The 17,011-nt window shown below is 62.4% G+C and carries 15 protein-coding genes and 1 pseudogene; 3 read left to right on the top strand and 13 right to left on the bottom strand.

Translation table 11 applies throughout. The features are described 5' to 3' along the window. The 6 genes from NKJ88_RS29750 to NKJ88_RS29725 all read right to left on the bottom strand — a co-directional run bounded on the left by NKJ88_RS29750 (window position 1) and on the right by NKJ88_RS29725 (window position 6,904). Window positions 1-1,200 carry an alanine racemase gene (locus tag NKJ88_RS29750; protein WP_023823622.1) on the bottom strand — a complete coding sequence of 400 codons (1,200 nt, stop codon included), beginning with the start codon at window positions 1,198-1,200 and terminating at the stop codon, window positions 1-3. Between the two features lie 12 nt (window positions 1,201-1,212). Beyond that, window positions 1,213-2,181 (bottom strand): ABC transporter permease, encoded by a 969-nt coding sequence (locus NKJ88_RS29745; RefSeq protein WP_023686847.1) that lies wholly within the window; start codon window positions 2,179-2,181, stop codon window positions 1,213-1,215. Between the two features lie 35 nt (window positions 2,182-2,216). Next, entirely contained in the window at window positions 2,217-3,278 is a 1,062-nt protein-coding gene (locus NKJ88_RS29740) for a substrate-binding domain-containing protein (RefSeq protein WP_352446569.1), read from the bottom strand. A gap of 68 nt (window positions 3,279-3,346) precedes the next feature. Next, window positions 3,347-4,408, bottom strand: a complete 1,062-nt coding sequence (locus NKJ88_RS29735) for a substrate-binding domain-containing protein (RefSeq protein WP_023667731.1) — start codon at window positions 4,406-4,408, stop codon at window positions 3,347-3,349. A 31-nt stretch (window positions 4,409-4,439) separates the two neighbouring features. Continuing rightward, window positions 4,440-5,693 carry a M20 family metallopeptidase gene (locus tag NKJ88_RS29730; protein WP_352446568.1) on the bottom strand — a complete coding sequence of 418 codons (1,254 nt, stop codon included), beginning with the start codon at window positions 5,691-5,693 and terminating at the stop codon, window positions 4,440-4,442. Next, window positions 5,690-6,904, bottom strand: coding sequence for an ROK family transcriptional regulator (locus NKJ88_RS29725; protein ID WP_352446567.1), 1,215 nt, complete (start codon window positions 6,902-6,904; stop codon window positions 5,690-5,692). Before NKJ88_RS29725 ends, NKJ88_RS29730 begins: the two co-directional genes overlap by 4 nt. 919 nt (window positions 6,905-7,823) lie before the next feature. Between NKJ88_RS29725 and NKJ88_RS29720 the strand changes: the two genes are divergently transcribed. Next, entirely contained in the window at window positions 7,824-9,170 is a 1,347-nt protein-coding gene (locus NKJ88_RS29720) for a family 1 glycosylhydrolase (RefSeq protein ID WP_023667728.1), read from the top strand. 334 nt (window positions 9,171-9,504) lie between these two features. Further along, window positions 9,505-9,750: a MucR family transcriptional regulator gene (locus tag NKJ88_RS33050; protein WP_373420121.1), complete on the top strand. Its 246-nt coding sequence runs from the start codon at window positions 9,505-9,507 to the stop codon at window positions 9,748-9,750. 172 nt (window positions 9,751-9,922) lie between these two features. Here NKJ88_RS33050 and NKJ88_RS29710 read toward each other — a convergent pair whose 3' ends face one another. The 7 genes and pseudogenes from NKJ88_RS29710 to NKJ88_RS29680 all read right to left on the bottom strand — a co-directional run bounded on the left by NKJ88_RS29710 (window position 9,923) and on the right by NKJ88_RS29680 (window position 15,853). Next, window positions 9,923-10,465, bottom strand: coding sequence for a protein TonB (locus NKJ88_RS29710; RefSeq protein WP_245260041.1), 543 nt, complete (start codon window positions 10,463-10,465; stop codon window positions 9,923-9,925). Between the two features lie 240 nt (window positions 10,466-10,705). Then, window positions 10,706-10,930 (bottom strand): annotated as a pseudogene (locus NKJ88_RS29705) (Arm DNA-binding domain-containing protein); the annotation flags it as partial. Window positions 10,931-11,212: 282 nt separating this feature from the next. After that, a complete protein-coding gene (gene guaA / locus NKJ88_RS29700) occupies window positions 11,213-12,775 on the bottom strand; it encodes a glutamine-hydrolyzing GMP synthase (RefSeq protein ID WP_023707954.1) in 1,563 nt (520 codons plus the stop codon). A gap of 55 nt (window positions 12,776-12,830) precedes the next feature. Beyond that, the gene (locus NKJ88_RS29695) at window positions 12,831-13,496 is read right to left on the bottom strand and encodes a 5'-methylthioadenosine/S-adenosylhomocysteine nucleosidase (protein ID WP_023745697.1); all 666 of its coding nucleotides are present in this window, start codon (window positions 13,494-13,496) and stop codon (window positions 12,831-12,833) included. Continuing rightward, window positions 13,496-13,954 carry a PaaI family thioesterase gene (locus tag NKJ88_RS29690; protein WP_023686843.1) on the bottom strand — a complete coding sequence of 153 codons (459 nt, stop codon included), beginning with the start codon at window positions 13,952-13,954 and terminating at the stop codon, window positions 13,496-13,498. Before NKJ88_RS29690 ends, NKJ88_RS29695 begins: the two co-directional genes overlap by 1 nt. Window positions 13,955-14,038: 84 nt before the next feature. Next, window positions 14,039-14,479, bottom strand: coding sequence for a TspO/MBR family protein (locus NKJ88_RS29685; RefSeq protein WP_245261809.1), 441 nt, complete (start codon window positions 14,477-14,479; stop codon window positions 14,039-14,041). Window positions 14,480-14,563: 84 nt separating this feature from the next. Then, window positions 14,564-15,853 (bottom strand): RsmB/NOP family class I SAM-dependent RNA methyltransferase, encoded by a 1,290-nt coding sequence (locus tag NKJ88_RS29680; RefSeq protein ID WP_023701301.1) that lies wholly within the window; start codon window positions 15,851-15,853, stop codon window positions 14,564-14,566. A gap of 319 nt (window positions 15,854-16,172) precedes the next feature. Here NKJ88_RS29680 and NKJ88_RS29675 point away from each other — a divergent pair, with 319 nt between their 5' ends. Next, entirely contained in the window at window positions 16,173-16,850 is a 678-nt protein-coding gene (locus NKJ88_RS29675; protein ID WP_023686840.1) for an MIP family channel protein, read from the top strand. Window positions 16,851-17,011: the final 161 nt, after the last annotated feature.

The raw sequence follows: 17,011 nt of genomic DNA, 5'->3' as shown, positions 1-17,011 counted from the left end.
CTAGACTGGCCAGGCATAGGGTTCACCGAAGCCGTTCTCGATGGTTTCCACTTTCGGATTGCCCGTCGAAATGCCCGACACGCCGACAATATGGGCGCGGGTGACGAAGGCCTGGCCACGGAAGCCGAACACGGCGCTGTCGCCAGGCTTCGGCGCGTTCGCGCCGGCGACATCGATCATGGCGTAATAGTCGATCGCCGAGGGCGGCGGCACCTCGACGCTGCGCAGTGCCGAGCCTGCCGTCGTCGGTTCAGCCGAGACGATCGCCTTGACGTCGTAGTCGGGGAAGATCGGATCGATGTAGAAGCCGCCGCCAAGGCAATAGGCCTTGCCGCCGGAGAGATGCGAGACCTCGGTGAGATAGAGCACCGCCGGAAGCTCCGGCAAATCTTCCATGACATGCAGCGCGGTGGTGCCATGCAGTCCATTGCCGGGCTCGCACTGCGTCGCGCCGGCCTCGGCGAGTGCCGCCAGCATAACGCTCGACGTGGTGCCCGGCGCGTTGATCTCAATGTCCTTGCGGCCTGCCTTAGCCAGCGCTTCCGCAGCTTTCGCGAGCGTCGCCAGATTGGGGGTCGGCAGCACTTTTCGCGAAGCATGGTCGAACAGCAGAGCAGGGAAAGTGGTGATGCCGGCGAAACGGCCGCCTTCGACGGCATCCAGCCGGTCGGCGACATCGATAATGTCGGCGGCATTGAAACCGCCTTCATGGCCGCGATAGAAGATATCGCCTTCGGCGGCGATGCGGGCCAGCAGATGCTGCACATAGCCGGCCGCCTTGGCGCCTGTTGCCGCTTCCCCAGCCTTGGTATCATTGAACACGGTCCAGTAGTCCGGCTTGAAGGTTTTCGCCGCAGCCGCCGCTTCGAATTTTGCGACCTGCTGGAGATGGCCGAGATGGCCAAGCTTCATGCCTGCCTTGTGGGTGGCGCGGGCGCAAGCCATGTCGACGGCGACCGCGCGGTCAATGCCGCCGCGCATCACAGCCCGGCAGAACGACGAGGAGCGGCCGACCTGCTTGGTCATGGCGAAGATCTTCAGGCCGTTGCGGTTGGCCTCGCTCTTGAGAACCCGCGCATTGGCCTCAACCGTGTCGAGATCGAGCACATAAGCATTGGCCGGCAGCTTACCTTGCTGGTGCAACCGGATAGCTGATTCGATGAAGGCGGGGTTGCGGCGGCGCAGAATCTCGAGAAACATGGATGGCTTCCTTCAGCGGTTCTTTTCGCGCAGCGACACGGCGACTGCGGTCAGGATGATGAGGCCGCGCACGATCATCTGGTCGGAGACCGACAGGCCCATCAGGATCAGGCCGTTGTTGAGCATGCCCATCATCAACGAGCCGACCAGCGCGCCGACCACGGAGCCCTTGCCGCCATTGAGCAGCGTGCCGCCGACGATGACGGCGGCGATGACCGTCATCAGGTCGGTTTCGCCGAGAGTATATTTCGCCGCCTGCAGGCGACCGGCATAGAGCAAGCCGGCAAGACCGGCGAGCCCGCCGCTGATGGTCAGAACGGCGAGCCTGATCCTGGGCACGCTGATGCCCGATACGCTTGCGGCGCGGGCATTGTCGCCGGTCGCCAGCACATGTGCGCCGAAACGGGTTTCGCGGAACACCAGGTGGCCGATGGCCACGGCAATCACCGACCACCAGACGAGTGAGGGGACGCCGAGCAGCGAGCCGGAACCGAAGAAGCCGGTGAACGCTTCGTTGGTCACCGAGATCGAGCGAAGGTCTGTCATCGAACGCGAAACGCCGGCGAACAGGCCGAGCGTCGCCAGCGTCACCAGGAAGGAGGGCAGCCTGACATACGCCACCAGCACGCCGTTGATGACGCCGATCAGCAGGCCGGCGCCGAGGCCGGCGACTATCCCTGCCGGCATGCCGTACGCGTTGATGGTGACGGCGGCTGCAAGGGCCGCCACCGCCACGATCGAGCCGATCGACAAATCTATTTCGCCGGCCGACATGACGAAGACCAGGCCGATGGCCATGATCGTCACCGGCGTCGTCTGCAACACGATGTTCGATAAGTTTCGGACGGTGAGGAAGCCGCTGTCCCTCAGCACAATGGCGAAGAACAGGAAGATCGCCAGGAAACCGAGGTAGACGACATATTGCTGCAGATTGAAGCGGCTGGCGAAGCTGCTACCGGCGCTGGTGTTGGCACTGGACATTTTATTCCTCCGGTGGTGAGCGCTTCGCCTCGAGCCTATTTCACCGCGTCCGCGATAGCCGCCGGTACGTCCCTGTTGAGGGACTTCTTCCAACCGTCCTTCACCGTGTCCTTGGTGACGGCGATGGAATCTACGGCATAGAATGGTTCGGCCTTCTTGCCGACCAGCGAACCTGCCGAGGCGCGCGCCAGCGTCACGCCGATGCTGTAGGCCTCGTCGGCGACGAGGGCCGCGATGTTGCCGCCCTTGACCATGTCGAGCGCGGCAGGCTCGTTGAGGTCGAGCGTGACAATCTTGGTGTGTGTGTTGCCGGCGCCGCGCAAGGCCGAAAGCACGCTCAGCGCCGGTTCGGCCCAGGTGACATAGATGCCGTCCAGGTCCGGATGCTGGGTGATCATCGCCTGGGCGATGTCTTCGCTGCGCGCCGGGTCGGCCATGCCGGCCTCGGCCTCGATCTTCATATCGGGATAGTCCTGCTCGATGGTCTTCTTGAAGGCCTGGTCGCGCTGGTTGGTGACGTAGAAGTCGGCATCGTGGAAGATGTAGCCGACCTTGCCTTTCTTGCCGAGCGCCTCGGCCATGGCGATGCCGGCCTTGTTGCCCATCTGAAAGAGATCGTCGGAGACGATGGTGACATAGTCCCTGCCCTGCTTGTAGCCGGCCGGGGAATTGTCGACGAAGCCGAGCTTGACGCCGGCCTGGCGTGCCGGATCGTAGACCGAAGCTGCGGTCGCCGGATCGACGGGAAGCGACAGGATGATCGACGGCTTTTTGGCCATCACCGTCTCGATATCGGCCTTCTGTCGCGCGGCGTCGAAACCGGCATCGGTCTGCGCCACCACCTCGATGCCGAGGCGCTTGAATTCGTCATGGGCGCCGGCGTTGACGGCGTTGGTGTATTCGCTCATCTCGTGCCAGACGAGGGCGGCGGTGAACTTGCCGTCCTTGATCTGCTGCTCTTCGGCTGGCGTCAGCGTAAGACTGCTCACCGGCACCGGCTTTTCACCATTCGGTCCTGTGGTGACGCCTTCAGCGGCGAAGGCGTGCATGGCTAGCAGGCTCGCCACTGTCGTTATGATTACAGATGCTTTGCGCATATCCCGGTTCCCTTTTTGTTGTGTCGAAGAAAAGCTCCGGTGCGGCGGGCCGCGCCCGAGCGAGAGCCTTACTTGGCCGCGTCGAGCACCGGCTGCGGCGCGTCGCGGTTGAGCGAGTCCTTCCAGCCCTGCGCGACATTCTCCTTGGTGACGGTCAGGGCCGGGGCGACGACGAAGGCCGGTGTCGGCTGGCCAAGCAGCGACTTCATGCCGGAAGCAGCCATGGCGCGGCCGAGTTCATAGGCCTTGTCGGCGACGAGGGCTGCGACATTGCCGCCCTTGACCATGTCGAGCGCGACCGGCTCGGCGAGGTCGAGCGTGACGATCTTGGTCCTGGCGTTGCCGGCGCCGCGTAGCGCCGACAGCACGCCGTCGGCCGGCTCGGCCCAGGTCACGTAGATGCCGTCGAGATCGGGATGCTGCAAAAGCATCGCGTTGGCCAGTTCCTCGGCGCGGGCCGGGTCGGATATGCCCTGTTCGGCGACGATCTTGATGTCGGGATACACCTTCTCGATGGTGGTCTTGAAGGCTTGGTCGCGCTGGTTGGTGACGTAGTAGGCAGCGTCGTGGAAAATGTAGCCGACCTTGCCCTTGCCGCCAATCGCCTTGGCCATCGCGTCCGCAGCCTGCTTGCCCATCTGGAATAGATCGTCAGTCACGATCGAAGCGTAATCGGTGCCCTGCTTGTAGCCCTTGGGCAAGTTGGACAGGAACACCAACTTGGTGCCGTCCTTGACCGCCTGGCGGAAGGCTTCTGCCGAGGTGACCGGGTCGAGCGGCAGCGCCAAGATGACGTTGGGCTTGGCGGCCAACGCCGTCTCGATGTCGCTGCGCTGGCGGGCGGAGTCGAACTGGGCATCCGTTTTGACCGCAATGGTGATGCCGGCGCGGGCGAATTCGTCGGTGGCGCCGGCGGTTACCGCATTGGTGAAATCGGACGAGGTGTGCCAGAGCAACGCAGCCTTGTAGCCCTTGTCCTTGAGCGCGGCGATGTCGGCATCGCTTAGGATCACGTCGGCGCTCGGCGTGGCGCTCTCGCCCTGCGGGCCGACCGTCTGTGCGAAAGCTGGGTTGGCGGCAAGCATCAATCCGCCGGCAAAGGCGGCGGCGATCAGTGTCTTCATCGGCATGTCAGTTCTCCCATTTTGCTTCGTTGGTGGTTCAGTCGGCCACGCCGCAATAGCGGGCCATGAAGGCGGCGAAGCCGACTATGCCGGCGAAATATTCCTCGACATCCACGTGCTCCTCGAATGTGTGGCAATTCCTGATGTCGCCGGGCGCGCAATAGACGGCAGGAATACCGAGCTGATTGATGATGAAGGGGGACTCCGACCAGAACGGTGCGCCCTCGATGACGCCGCGTCCGCTCATTGCGCCAGCCATCGCGTCGGACAGCATGGCGACTTCTGCCCGCGTTTCGCCGATCTCGGCAGCGGTGCCGCCCAGCCTGTGGTCGCGGCCGGCGGGGTAGGCGAACTCTACCGAAATATCCGGATCGGTGATCGCGCCGCGCACGGCAGCCTCGATCTCGGCGGCGGCGGTGTCGAGGTCTTCGCCAGGCAACAGCTTACGGATCAGCGAGAGCGTGCAGCGCTCGGGAACGGCAATGTAGCCGCCGCCGGCAAGCCCGGTGATAAGCAGGAAGCCGCGCCCGACCAGTTTGTGCTCGGCGCGCGCGGCGACCTCATCCGAATGCTTCCAAAGCGCCGTCATCGCGGCATGGCTTGCACGGAGCGCATCCTTGCCGAGTTCTGGCACACCGAAATAGGCGGATTTGCCGGTAATCGAGATATCGGTGATGAAGAAGCCGATCTGCGCCGCATAAACGGCCAGGCGGGTCGGCTCGACATAGACGCTGAAATCGGGTGCTGTGACCTCGCCGGTCTCGATGCGTCCGACGAAGTGCTTGATCCCGGCGGAAATGCCGGTGCCGGGCTGGCCGCTCTCCTCGTCGCCGATGAAAGCGAAGGCGACGTCGCCCTTGAGGCGAACGCCTGCCTTGTCGAGTAGCGCGAGTGCCGCCAGCGAAGCAGTGATGCCGGCCTTGAGGTCGCCTGAGCCGCGGCCCCAGACAGCACCATCAATGATCGGGGCGGCGAACGGATCCTCACGCTCGGTGCCTGCCCAATGCTCGCGCCAGCCGTCTGCATGGACGGTGTCGGTATGGCCCATGAACAGCAGGCGCTTTCCCTGGTCGGCCCCCTTGCGCTCGCCCCAGATGTTGGGCCGCCCGGGAAGAAATTCCGTCCTGGTCAGGCCGCTGAGGTCAAGGTCGCGCATCCTGGCTTCTAGGAAGTCGACGAAGTTGGCTTCGTTGCCGGTGATGCTCTCTCGGCCGATGGCGCGGCGAAACAGCGTTAGTGCGTCGTCGCGGTCGAGCGCTGCCTGCAGGCGGGCGGTAATATCGTGAGTCATATCGCGGCCTCCTTCAGGGCGGCGGCCTGGGCAGGCGGCAGCGAAATCCGGCCATCAGGCGCGTCGACGCCGAACAGCGTGTTGTGCAACTGGCCAAGGCCGATTGCCGCCGCGCCAATGAGGGCTGCGCGTGCGCCGAGTTCGCTCGCCTCGACCCTGACCGGATAGGGGAAGCATAGCGGCAGAAGCGCCTGCACCCTGGACAGGATTTCGGGCCGCAACCCAATCGAGCCGCCGAGGATAAACTTTTCTGGATTGGCGATTGCCGCGATTGCCGCAACGCCTTGCGCCAGATGGCGGGCAGTTTCGTCGAGCACGGTGAGCGCGTCCTTGTCGCCAAGCGCGGCATTCTCGAATATTGCCGGCACCGAGACCTGCCTGTCGGTGAGAGCGTGGTAGCGATCGGTCATGGCGTGGGTGGCCACCGCGCGTTCGAATGCGCCGGTGCGCAGTGATTCCTCGGTGAAGGGATCGGCCCCGATCGGCATGAAACCGATCTCGCCGGCGGCGTGCCCAGCACCCCGCACCAGATGGCCGCCCAGCATCAGCCCGCTGCCGATGCCGGTGCCGAGCGCGATGTAGGCGAGATTGTCGATGCCCTGGCCTTGGCCGAGCCAGTTCTCGCCAAGCACCGCGAGATTGACGTCGTTCTCGATCATCACCGCGACGCCGAGCGCTTCTTCGAAGGCATCCAGCACATTCATTGTGTCGAAGCCGGCAATGTTCGGCGCCATTAAAATGCGGCCGGTGGCCGGGTCAGGAGCGCCAGGCGCGCCGATGACGGCCAGGCGTATCTTCTTGCGCGCGACGTGCTGTCTGGCCGCGGCATCGAAGGCCAGCGCTGCAATCTGATCGACGACGAACTGGCCGCCGCGCGGGTCGGTCGGTGTGGCGGCTTCGGCAAAGATCTGGCAGGCAAGGTCCGTCAGCGCGACCCGCACCTTGGTGCCGCCAAGGTCGACGGCGATGATATAGGCTGCGTCGTGGACCAGTTCGTAGGTGACGGCGGTGCGCCCGACATGGCCGCTGGTGCGGCCGGTTTCCTGGACCCAGCCCTCCTGCTCGAGCCCGCGCATGATTTCGGAGATGGTCTGCTTCGACAGGCCCGTCAGCTTGGCGATCGAGGCGCGGGAGATCGGCCCGCCCTGGACGATCGCTTCCATCACGGAGCGCTGTGAGAACTGACGGGATATGCGCGGCAGGTCAGTCACATTGAACTCCCGTTAATTCGTTCTATGAGCGAACTTATTATTCGGAACTGGACCTGTCAATGTATGTTCGCGAGCGGCCGTTTTTGCGCACGCGAACATTGATCCGGAGGCAGGATTCAGGCGCGGTGCTGCCGTTCGGCAGAAGATAAATGCGGTCAGGGAGTGGCTGGATCAGCTTCTTGAATCAATTGGGCGAACAGCTTCGCAGCGCATTGACAAATAACGATCATGCTAGTCTCTGAGGGGCACTGTTTTCTACAGGAGATCAATACAGCGGATGGTTCGCCGGTCCATATCTCTCGTATTCTCTCGTATGGGTCTGTCGAACCATGGGACGATGAACGAGACCAACTATTGGCTTCGAGAATATCGGTGATGTACCGCGGGTCTGCGTCCCAGTGAATGGCTCAAATGGGGCCGGCAGCGGAACGTCCGTTTGCAGTTTGCAAACGTGGATAACTACCATACCGCCTTAACTCGCAAAGACCCGTTTGACGCCAACTGGGCTGGCCCGAAGCCGACCTCTCCGTCCAGCATAGTCCGATCATATTCGGCGCAAGCTGCTCGCTTGAACCGTGGGATAGAATTCCGCCAATCTCGACCCGCCTATGCCTGGGTGGCCCCTGCTCACAATCACGAGCGTAGCGCCATCTTTCCGAATGGCCGGGTGAGGCTGGAGAAATCGCCGCTGAACCTTCTCGACCAGCCATTCTCCGGCTTTGGCAAAAAGCCGGTTCGAAGGCTTTTCCGCCATGTGCCGTTGCCTTTCGCAACGAACGGTCAACCGACTGTGAATAGCACTTGCAGGCACGTGGTTGTCAGGCGCCCACCGAACTTGACAAGCAGTCTTGCAGGAACTGCGTCGAGCACTGAACGTTTGACCAAGCGCGGGCATCTCCGCCTTGGCTAAGGACCATCAATGTTCACGTTCATGTTTGCCACCGGCATCGAGAACAGCACCCCCACCATTCGACAAGGCCGGGAGCGCGTCGACGAAATGGAAAAATGCCGCTTCTACGAACGATGGCGCACCGACTTCGAACTGGTCCAGGATCTCGGGGTGCATTTCCTCCGCTACGGACCTCCCATCCACAAAACATGGCTGGGTGACGGACGTTATGATTGGGCATTCGCCGATGAGACCTTCGCGGACCTGAAGGCGAAAGACATTCTTCCGATCGTCGACCTTTGCCATTTTGGCGTGCCGGACTGGATTGGCAACTTCCAGAACCCGGACTTTCCGACACTATTCGAGCACTACGCCAGGGATTTCGCGATGCGCTATCCGTGGATCCAGCTCTTCACCCCAATAAATGAGATGTTCATCTGCGCCACCTTTTCGGCCCGCTGGGGATGGTGGAACGAACAACTGAGCAGCGACACTGCTTTCGTCACCGCCCTCAAGCACATCGTGAAGGCGAACGTGCTTGCCATGCGGGCGATTCTCGAGGTGCGGCCGGACGCCATCTTCATTCAGAGCGAATCCTCGGAATACTTCCACGCCGATTCTCCCGAGGCGGTCGGCAGAGCGGAACGGTTCAACAGCGAGCGTTTCCTGTCGCTTGACCTCAACTACGGTCATGACGTCGACGCGCACACCTATCGCTATCTTCTCGAAAACGGGATGACGGCCGAAGAATACAGTTTCTTCCTGGAAAGCCATCTGCGCAGGCATTGCGTGATGGGCACCGACTATTACCAGACCAACGAACATCGGGTTTGGGCAGACGGAACGACGTCCGGGTCCGGCGAGGTGTTTGGCTATGACGAGATCACGCGGCAGTACTTCAACCGCTACCGGCTTCCCGTAATGCATACGGAGACCAACATCAGCGAAGGCCCCAATGGAGACGAGGCCGTCTATTGGCTGTGGAAAGAGTGGGCCAACGTGCTGCGGATCCGCAACGATGGCATCCCCATCGTAGGCTTCACCTGGTACTCGCTGACGGATCAGGTGGACTGGGACAGTGCGCTTCGGGAGAACAACGGACGGATCAATCCGCTCGGCCTCTATGACCTCGACCGAAATCCGAGGGCGGTGGGGCGCGCTTTCAAGGCGCTGATCGCGAACTGGAACAAGCTGTTGGCCACACAAAGTGTCTGCCTTGCTTTGCCGGTCTTTCTTCCCTCACAGCAAGACGATGCCATTGTTCGCGCGCAACAGGATTATGCGCGCAGCCTGCTGAGCGTGGATCGGGTCGCTGAAGGCTGGACTGAACCACTTGCTGCTCCCCAGAAAGAGGTCGAACCCGATGCGCCTGGATAACAAGACTGCATTGTAACCGGTGCTGCAAGCGGCATTGGACTGGCCATCGCCATGCGGTTGGGCACCGAAGGTGCACGGGTGAGCCGACGTGGGTGGAGGCAAGGTCGAGAAGGCGCGCATCGGTTCGACAAGGGGCGCGCCGGGGAGGCCGCTATCACGGTGCTGTCGACTTGCGCTCACGCGTTCGGCAGGTTGGTAATAATCGTCAACAACGCGCCGGCCTGATAATCTTTAACCATTGAGGCATTCACTAGAGCGGGCTGGCTGAAGGTGCTGAGCGTCGACCTGCTGGGAGCAATTTATTTCGCCGGAAAGGCATTCGCTCATATGACATCTGGGGGGCGTCATCGTAAAACATATTGAGTGTGCGCGGTCGAGACGAGCTCCGCATGTCGAGCTATACGCCGCGGCAAAGGCCACCCTCCTGTCTCTAACCGAGACCCGACGCAGTTCGCACCTTGGCCGACTGGGCATGAATCCGGACGATTACCGAACCAAATGGAACCTGCCTCGCAATTACCCGATGGTGGCACCCAACTATTCGGGAAGCGTTCCGCATATCGCCTCTAACACCCAGTAGCGGACAGCTCTCGCCTGAGGCGTCAGTCGTCGTTGAAGCGCTCCGGCATCGCATTCGAGGCCAAGGCTGGTGCACAAGGATCATGACATCGAATTCCACTCTTTACAGGAACAAGTGCCTTTCCTCGGGATTAGGATTCGACGCCGCAACGGCGTCGAACCCCAAAGGAGACTCACATGAAACGTAAGATTTTGACAGCTACAGCGATCTCTCTCTGTCTCGCCACCGCGGCCTTGGCGCAGTCGTCGGGAACATCCAGCGGCACGAACGGAACGTCCGGCTCATCGGCCGGGTCCAGTATGAGCTCTACGTCCGGCTCCGGCCAAAGCGGTATCCCGAGCGGCTGGGACAGCAAGCTCTCCGGCTCATTCTTCAGCGACGCCAATTCGGGAAGACTTCTGTCGCAGGATGAGATCCGCAAGAACTGGTCGTCCCTGAGCTCTGAACAGCAGGCACAGGTTCGCTCCGACTGCTCGAGGATGACGGCCAGTAACGGCACTGGCTCTGGCACAATGACCGGCACGTCAGGTAGCTCGGCTTCGACCGGCAGTGATACAACGGCGAGTATCGGCACCGGCTCTGGCACAGCCACCGGCACTTCAGGCAGCTCTGGTTCGACCGGCAGTAACACCACGGCCAGCAACAGCACTGGTTCGGGTACAACCACCGGCACGTCGGGATCCTCGAATACAGCTGGCGATACGACCGCCAGCACCAGCACGGGTTCGGGCGCGAACTCGGCTGCTCAAATGGCTTCGATGCGGCAACTCTGCACTCAGGTTCAAGGGATGTGAGTGAATGCGGCGCTCCGGGCCGGCTTGGCCGGAATAAGAAGAGGCCTTGGAGGCCCGGGCATCGCTTTGGTTTGGTAGCCATTTCGGCGCTGAAGTCGGCCGGAGACCGGGGTGACAACTCGGCGCTTGTCGCGCTGCTTTTCTATCGCCGGCGACCGTCACTCGCCAATAGCGCGCTTCGCGTCGAGACACTTCTCCCGGCTGAGGCAAGCGAGATTCCGTCCCGTCCATACCTGCCAAGATAGACCGTCTCGCGGCCTCCGTTGAGCCTGTAATCCAGCCGAAAGGAGATCGCGCCACTGGGCATGACGCGAACATACATGCCGTCGCAATCTTGTAGATGTTCTCTTTTGGTTCAGGGCTTTAAGGGCGACGTCCGTCAGCATTCCCCGCTACCTCCTGAAAAGTACCGTCAGTACAATTTCGAGGCTCTTCGGCAGAAATTTTGTTTTATCTTCAATTCCTTAAGGCATAAAAAAATACCGTCAGAGCCTCATTGGATCTGACGGTACTTCGAAAAATCTGAGCTACCAATATGCGGAAGGTCCCTCAGCCGGTCCGTCAATCCAATCTCTGCGCACCGATTGTCGCCGAATGGGTTTATATGTGTTGTCAAATAGTTATGGCGTACAATGGCGTGTTTTCGGCGGCGTTTGAGTGGGCCTGAATCACTCCCACTCGATGGTGCCTGGCGGCTTTGACGTCACGTCGTAGACGACGCGGTTGATGCCGCGGACTTCGTTGATGATGCGGGTGGCCGCCGCGCCGAGGAAAGCCATGTCGTAGTGGTAGAAGTCGGCGGTCATGCCGTCGACGGACGTCACGGCGCGCAGGGCGCAGACGAATTCGTAGGTGCGGCCGTCGCCCATCACACCGACGGTCTGCACCGGAAGCAGCACGGCGAAAGCCTGCCAGATGGCGTCGTAGAGGCCGGCCTTGCGGATCTCGTCGAGATAGATGGCGTCGGCCTCGCGCAGGATTTCGAGCTTTTCGCGGGTGATACCGCCGGGGCAGCGGATGGCAAGGCCTGGTCCAGGGAACGGATGGCGGCCAATAAAACTTTCGGGCAGGCCGAGTTCCTTGCCCAGTGCCCTCACCTCGTCCTTGAACAGTTCGCGCAGCGGCTCGACCAGCTGCATGTTCATGCGCGCCGGCAGGCCGCCGACATTGTGGTGCGACTTGATGGTCACCGACGGGCCGCCGGTGAAGGAGACGCTCTCGATGACGTCGGGATAGAGCGTGCCTTGCGCCAGGAAATCGGCGCCGCCGAGTTTCTTGGCCTCTTCCTCGAACACTTCGATGAACAGCCGGCCGATGGTCTTGCGCTTCTTCTCGGGGTCGGACTCGCCTTCCAGCGCCGAGATGAATTTTTCCGACGCGTCGACCAGGATCAGCGGCAGATTGTAGTGCTGGCGGAACATCGCCACCACGCCGGCGGCCTCGTCCTTGCGCATCAGGCCATGGTCGACAAGAATGCAGGTCAGCTGGTCGCCGACCGCTTCGTGGATCAAAAGTGCGGCGACCGATGAATCCACGCCGCCCGACAGCGCGCAGATCACCTTGCCCTTGCCGACCTGTTTGCGAATTGTCTCGACCGCATGCTCGCGATAGGCGCGCATCGTCCAGTCGCCTTCGATGCCGGCGATGTTGTGCACGAAGTTTCTCAGCAGCCTGGCGCCATCCGGCGTATGCACAACTTCCGGGTGGAACATGATGCCGTACATCTTGCGCGCGACGTTGCCGAAGATGGCGAAAGGCGAGCCTTCCGACTTGCCGAAGACTTCGAACCCCTTGGGCAGCGAGATGACGCGGTCGCCATGGCTCATCCACACCTGGTGGCGCTGGCCTGGCGCCCACAGGCCCTCGAACAGCGGGCTGTCCTTTTCGATCTCGACGAAGGCGCGGCCGAATTCGCGATGGTTCGAGCTTTCGGCGACGCCGCCCATCTGCACGCAAATGGCCATCTGGCCGTAGCAGATACCGAGCACAGGTACGCCGGCATCGAAGACGATCTGCGGCGCGCGCGGGCTGCCGATGTCCGATGTCGAGGCGGGACCGCCCGACAGGATCACGGCTTTCGGATTGATGCGCTTGAAGGCAGCTTCGGCCGATTGGAACGGCACGATCTCGGAAAACACGCCAGCCTCGCGGATGCGGCGGGCGATGAGTTGCGTAAACTGGCTGCCGAAATCGACAATCAGGACTGTATCGGGATGATTGGCTGTCGTCATGGCGAGCCTTTAGAGAAAGAAACGAGTCGGCGCAATGGGGTGCGCAACCCGACTTTCAGAGCGGCGCCGACTCTTGCCCAGGCTGCTCCTTGTGTAGCGTGCCGGAGCCGATGGCCTGTTCGAGCCGAGCGACCGCATCCGCCAGCTTCTCGTCGATGACATGCAGATATTCGGTCCAGTCGCCAACGTGGCGCAGATCGGCTGCACCGTCTGAAATGCCGCGCAGGCCGATAAGCGGGACATCGAACAACTGGCAGGCGCGCAGGCAGGCGAAGGTTTCCATGTCGACCATATCGGCGGCGATGGCGTCGTAGGCGGCGCCGGTGATGATGGCGCCGCCGGTCGACAGGCTGGCTTCTTTAATGCCCGGTATCCTGAATGATAGCGGGACGGTCACCGGCAGGTCGAGGAACGGCGTCGCGCCTTTTTCGAAGCCTAGCGGCGAAGCGTCGATGTCGCGATAGCTGACCGAGACCGCCTGGTAGATTTCCGTCTGCTCCAGTGTGCGGCTGCCGGCGGAGCCGAGCGAGACGACGAGATCGGGCAACGCCTTCTCGGATTTCAGCCATGACAGTTCGGCGCCGAGCCGCACACCTGCCTCTACCGGGCCGACGCCCGTCATCAGCGGCGTGAACAGTTTTTGCAGATGCGGACCGTACTCGGCCTGCGCCGCCATGACGAAGAGGACGTCCTTGCCACCAATTCGCGTAATTTTGGCCATCAGCCTGCTATCCCGTCACGGCCAACCACCGTCATCATCGTGCCGGTCATGGTCGCGATCAGCTTGGCCTCGCCATCGGCGGCAAAGGCGTAGGCCTGGCCGTCGGCGACGATGATGGTGCGGCCGGGCTTGGTCACCGAGCCGCGGAACAGGAAGCGTTCGCCCCGGCCGGGCGCCAGGAGATTGACCTTGAACTCGATGGTCAGCACGCCGGAATTTTCCGGCATCAGCGAGAACGCGGCGTAGCCGCAAGCCGAGTCCAGTGCGGTCGAAATCACGCCGGCATGCAGGAAACCATGCTGCTGCGTGAGTGCGGCCGAATAGGGCATTTCGATCTCGATGATGCCCGGCGTCACAAGGGTCAGCTCGGCGCCAATGGTCGCCATCGCCTGCTGGCGGGCGAACGACGCCCTGACGCGGTCCTCATAATCGGGTGCGGGTACGATCTTTGCTGCCATGGCCATCGCCCTGATTTATCTGCAAAGCTTATCGCAGACGCCTGAACGCCACGCAAATGCTTTTGCTGCACTGCAGCAAAGCACTCAGTTCAACAGGAGCAGCGACGCATTGAGCAAGGTGGCGAAGGCCACCCATAGGGAATAGGGCGCAAACAGCCAGCCGGAAACCCGATCGCGGTTCCACACCGTGGCTATGAACAGCGCAATGCTGGCGAGAAGAGCCAGGATCACGACCAGTGCCGGCCCCACCAGTTTGGCGCCGAAGAAAGTCGGCGACCAGGCGAAGTTCAGAACAAGCTGGAGGGCCCAGATCTTCATCGCGGCGCCTGCTCGTTCCCGCTCCCATGTCCGCCAGCCGGCTACGGCGATCAGGACATAAAGGAGCGTCCAGGCCGGCGCGAAGACCCAGTTGGGCGGGTTGAAGGGCGGCTTGGCGAGCGAGGCATACCATTCACCCGGCAACGTCGCATAGCCGATCAACAGGCCGCCGCCGAGCACCAGAATGAGGAAAAGCAGAGGCGACACATATCTTTGCAAGAATTCTACCCCGTCTGGCGGCCGACGCCGCGCATCTGCAACTGGCGCTATGTCAGCCTGTCAATCGCAGCGTCAATTCGCCCGACGCAGCGCACAGAAATGGAACCCGTCGGTGCCGCTGAGCGCCGGCGACAGCGAGATATCGCTTGTCTTGCCGATCCGGGCGGCCGCTGCGTGACCGGGGAAGCTGGCATCCCAGAGCGCGCGATGATCGACCGGGACAAAGCCCTTGTGCCGCTCGCGGAAGGCAGCGATCTGCTCGCCATTCTCCTCGTCGAACACCGAACAGGTGATGTAGACCAGCAGGCCGCCCGGTTTGACATAGGCCTTGGCCGCGTCGAGGATCGCCGACTGCTCGCCCTTGCGGGCATCGAGCTGTCTTTGCGTCAGCCGCCATTTGGCGTCGGGACGGCGCCGCCAGGTGCCGCTGCCGGTGCAGGGCGCATCGACCAGCACAATGTCCATATGGCCCACGAGGGGGCTGAGTTCAGCCGGCTTGGTGACGACCTGCACGTTGCGGTTTTCCGAACGGCGGAGGCGGTCGAAGATCGGCGCCAGTCGCGCCTTTTCGGCATCATGGGCGAAGACCTGGCCTTTGTTGGCCATCGCCGCAGACAGCGCCAGCGTCTTGCCGCCGGCGCCGGCGCAGAAGTCGAGCACCTGCATGCCGGCCTGCGCGCCGGCAAGGGCGGCAACGATCTGCGAACCCTCGTCCTGGACCTCGAACCAGCCTTTCTGGAAGGCCGGCTCGGCCTGTACGTTCGGGTGCCTGCCGTCGCCGTCGATGGGCGGGATGCGAATGCCTTGCGGCGCGATAGCAGCCGGTTTGGCGCCAGTGTCGGCGAGTTCGGCCAGCACTTTGGCGCGGTCGGATTGCAGCGTATTGACCCTGATGTCGAGCGGCGGGCGGGTCGCCAAAGCCGCCCCTTCCGCAACCCAGTCTGCGCCAAAGGATCGTTCGAAGAGCGGCGCGCACCAGTCGGGTATGTCCGCCCGCACCGCCTCCGGCGCGTCTTCAGGCCGGCGCTCGGCCAGCGCCTGCAACTCGGCGGCGCTGAGCAGCGGCGGCGCGAACTTGTCACCCTGGAGCGCATCGTTGAGCGATTGCGGCGTCTGGCCCCATTCGATGAGCAGCGCGCCGAAGCCGATGGTGCGGGGCGTGTCTTCACCTAAAAGCCAGCCGGCGGAACGTTTGTGGCGCAGCGCGTCGTAGACGATGTTGCCGATCGCCGCGCGGTCGCCGCCGCCCGCAAAGCGATGCGACAGGCCCCAATCTTTCAGCGCATCGGCCACCGGCCGGTGGCGCCGGCCAATGTCGTCCAGCACTTCAATGGCTGCCGCCAGCCGTCCGCCCAGTCGCATTCGTCATTCCATCTATCGAGCACAGTATCTTTCGGCCTGCTCTTAGAGCGTTTCGCGTCGAGATTGAACCCCGCTTGAATTTCGCGGCGACGAGGCCTTCCGCTCGCGGCCGACGATTTTCCCCGCCGGCAAATGTCCGCCCGCCGGCGATAACAAATCTCAAATATATGCAAGGTCTCTAATGTTGGTAACTGGCCGCCGTAAGCACGATCTGTGGCGCAATTGCTCTGCTTTCCAAGCTTTTGCGTTGGGAATACTCTTTGCGCCATGATTCGCGGCGCGGAAAAGCGGACCGACGGATCGATACGAGGAGAGGGCAATGAAAACGTATCTTGCGGAAGTTCTAGGGACATTTCTATTGGTGTTTATCGGCACGGCGTCGGTGGCGACGGGTGGCTTTCTCGCCGACTTGCCGCTGGGCCAGGAAGCCATCGGCCTGGCGTTCGGCATCGGCCTGATTGCGGCGGCTTACGCGGTGGGTCCCATCTCAGGCGCACATCTCAACCCGGCCGTCACGCTCGGCGTCTTCCTTGCCGGCCGGCTGCCGGCCAAGGGTGTGATTCCTTACTGGATCGCGCAGATCATCGGCGCCATTCTGGCCTCGCTGGCGCTGTGGATCATCGTCTCCGGCCAGACCGGCGGGCACACCACCGGTTTCGGCGCCAATGGCTGGGACGTGGCGAAATGGGGGACGAGTTCGGCCTTCCTGTGGGAGCTGATCGGCACCTTCACCTTCGTCACCGTCATCCTCGGCGTCACCGCCGAGAAGCACTCGACGGCGTTCGCCGGCCTGGTCATCGGCCTGACGCTGGCCGGACTGCACTTCGCAATGATCCCGGTGACCGGCACCTCGCTCAATCCGGCGCGTTCGATCGGCCCGGCGCTGTTTACCGGTGCCGCAGCCCTCAGCCAGCTCTGGCTGTTCATCGTTGCGCCGCTGATCGGCGGCGCAATCGCTGGCGTCGTCGCCAAGGCACGCATCTTCGAAAAGGACTGATTTCGAAGCCTGCGAAAACGAAGGGGGGGGGGGGGGGGGCCCCGCCCCCCGCCGGGGCGGGGGCGGCGGGCCGGGCGGGGGAGGGGTGGCGACGACCAAGAGTAAATTAAGAATAGTAGACGAATAAAAAAAAAGAATAGGGTGGGGTGGGGGAGGGACGG

The organism is Mesorhizobium sp. M0016 (assembly GCF_040324035.1).
GTDB lineage: Bacteria > Pseudomonadota > Alphaproteobacteria > Rhizobiales > Rhizobiaceae > Mesorhizobium.
This window is presented reverse-complemented; position numbering and strand designations above follow the sequence as displayed.

Bases quoted from the DNA above. Each gene is read 5' to 3' on its own strand.
- NKJ88_RS29750 (WP_023823622.1), bottom strand. From the start codon at position 1,200: ATGTTTCTCGAGATTCTGCGCCGCCGCAACCCCGCCTTCATCGAATCA.
- guaA (WP_023707954.1), bottom strand. From the start codon at position 12,775: ATGACGACAGCCAATCATCCCGATACAGTCCTGATTGTCGATTTCGGC.
- NKJ88_RS29695 (WP_023745697.1), bottom strand. From the start codon at position 13,496: ATGGCCAAAATTACGCGAATTGGTGGCAAGGACGTCCTCTTCGTCATG.
- NKJ88_RS29720 (WP_023667728.1), top strand. From the start codon at position 7,824: ATGTTCACGTTCATGTTTGCCACCGGCATCGAGAACAGCACCCCCACC.
- NKJ88_RS29675 (WP_023686840.1), top strand. From the start codon at position 16,173: ATGAAAACGTATCTTGCGGAAGTTCTAGGGACATTTCTATTGGTGTTT.
- NKJ88_RS29690 (WP_023686843.1), bottom strand. From the start codon at position 13,954: ATGGCAGCAAAGATCGTACCCGCACCCGATTATGAGGACCGCGTCAGG.
- NKJ88_RS29730 (WP_352446568.1), bottom strand. From the start codon at position 5,693: ATGACTCACGATATTACCGCCCGCCTGCAGGCAGCGCTCGACCGCGAC.
- NKJ88_RS29680 (WP_023701301.1), bottom strand. From the start codon at position 15,853: ATGCGACTGGGCGGACGGCTGGCGGCAGCCATTGAAGTGCTGGACGAC.
- NKJ88_RS29735 (WP_023667731.1), bottom strand. From the start codon at position 4,408: ATGCCGATGAAGACACTGATCGCCGCCGCCTTTGCCGGCGGATTGATG.
- NKJ88_RS29745 (WP_023686847.1), bottom strand. From the start codon at position 2,181: ATGTCCAGTGCCAACACCAGCGCCGGTAGCAGCTTCGCCAGCCGCTTC.
- NKJ88_RS29740 (WP_352446569.1), bottom strand. From the start codon at position 3,278: ATGCGCAAAGCATCTGTAATCATAACGACAGTGGCGAGCCTGCTAGCC.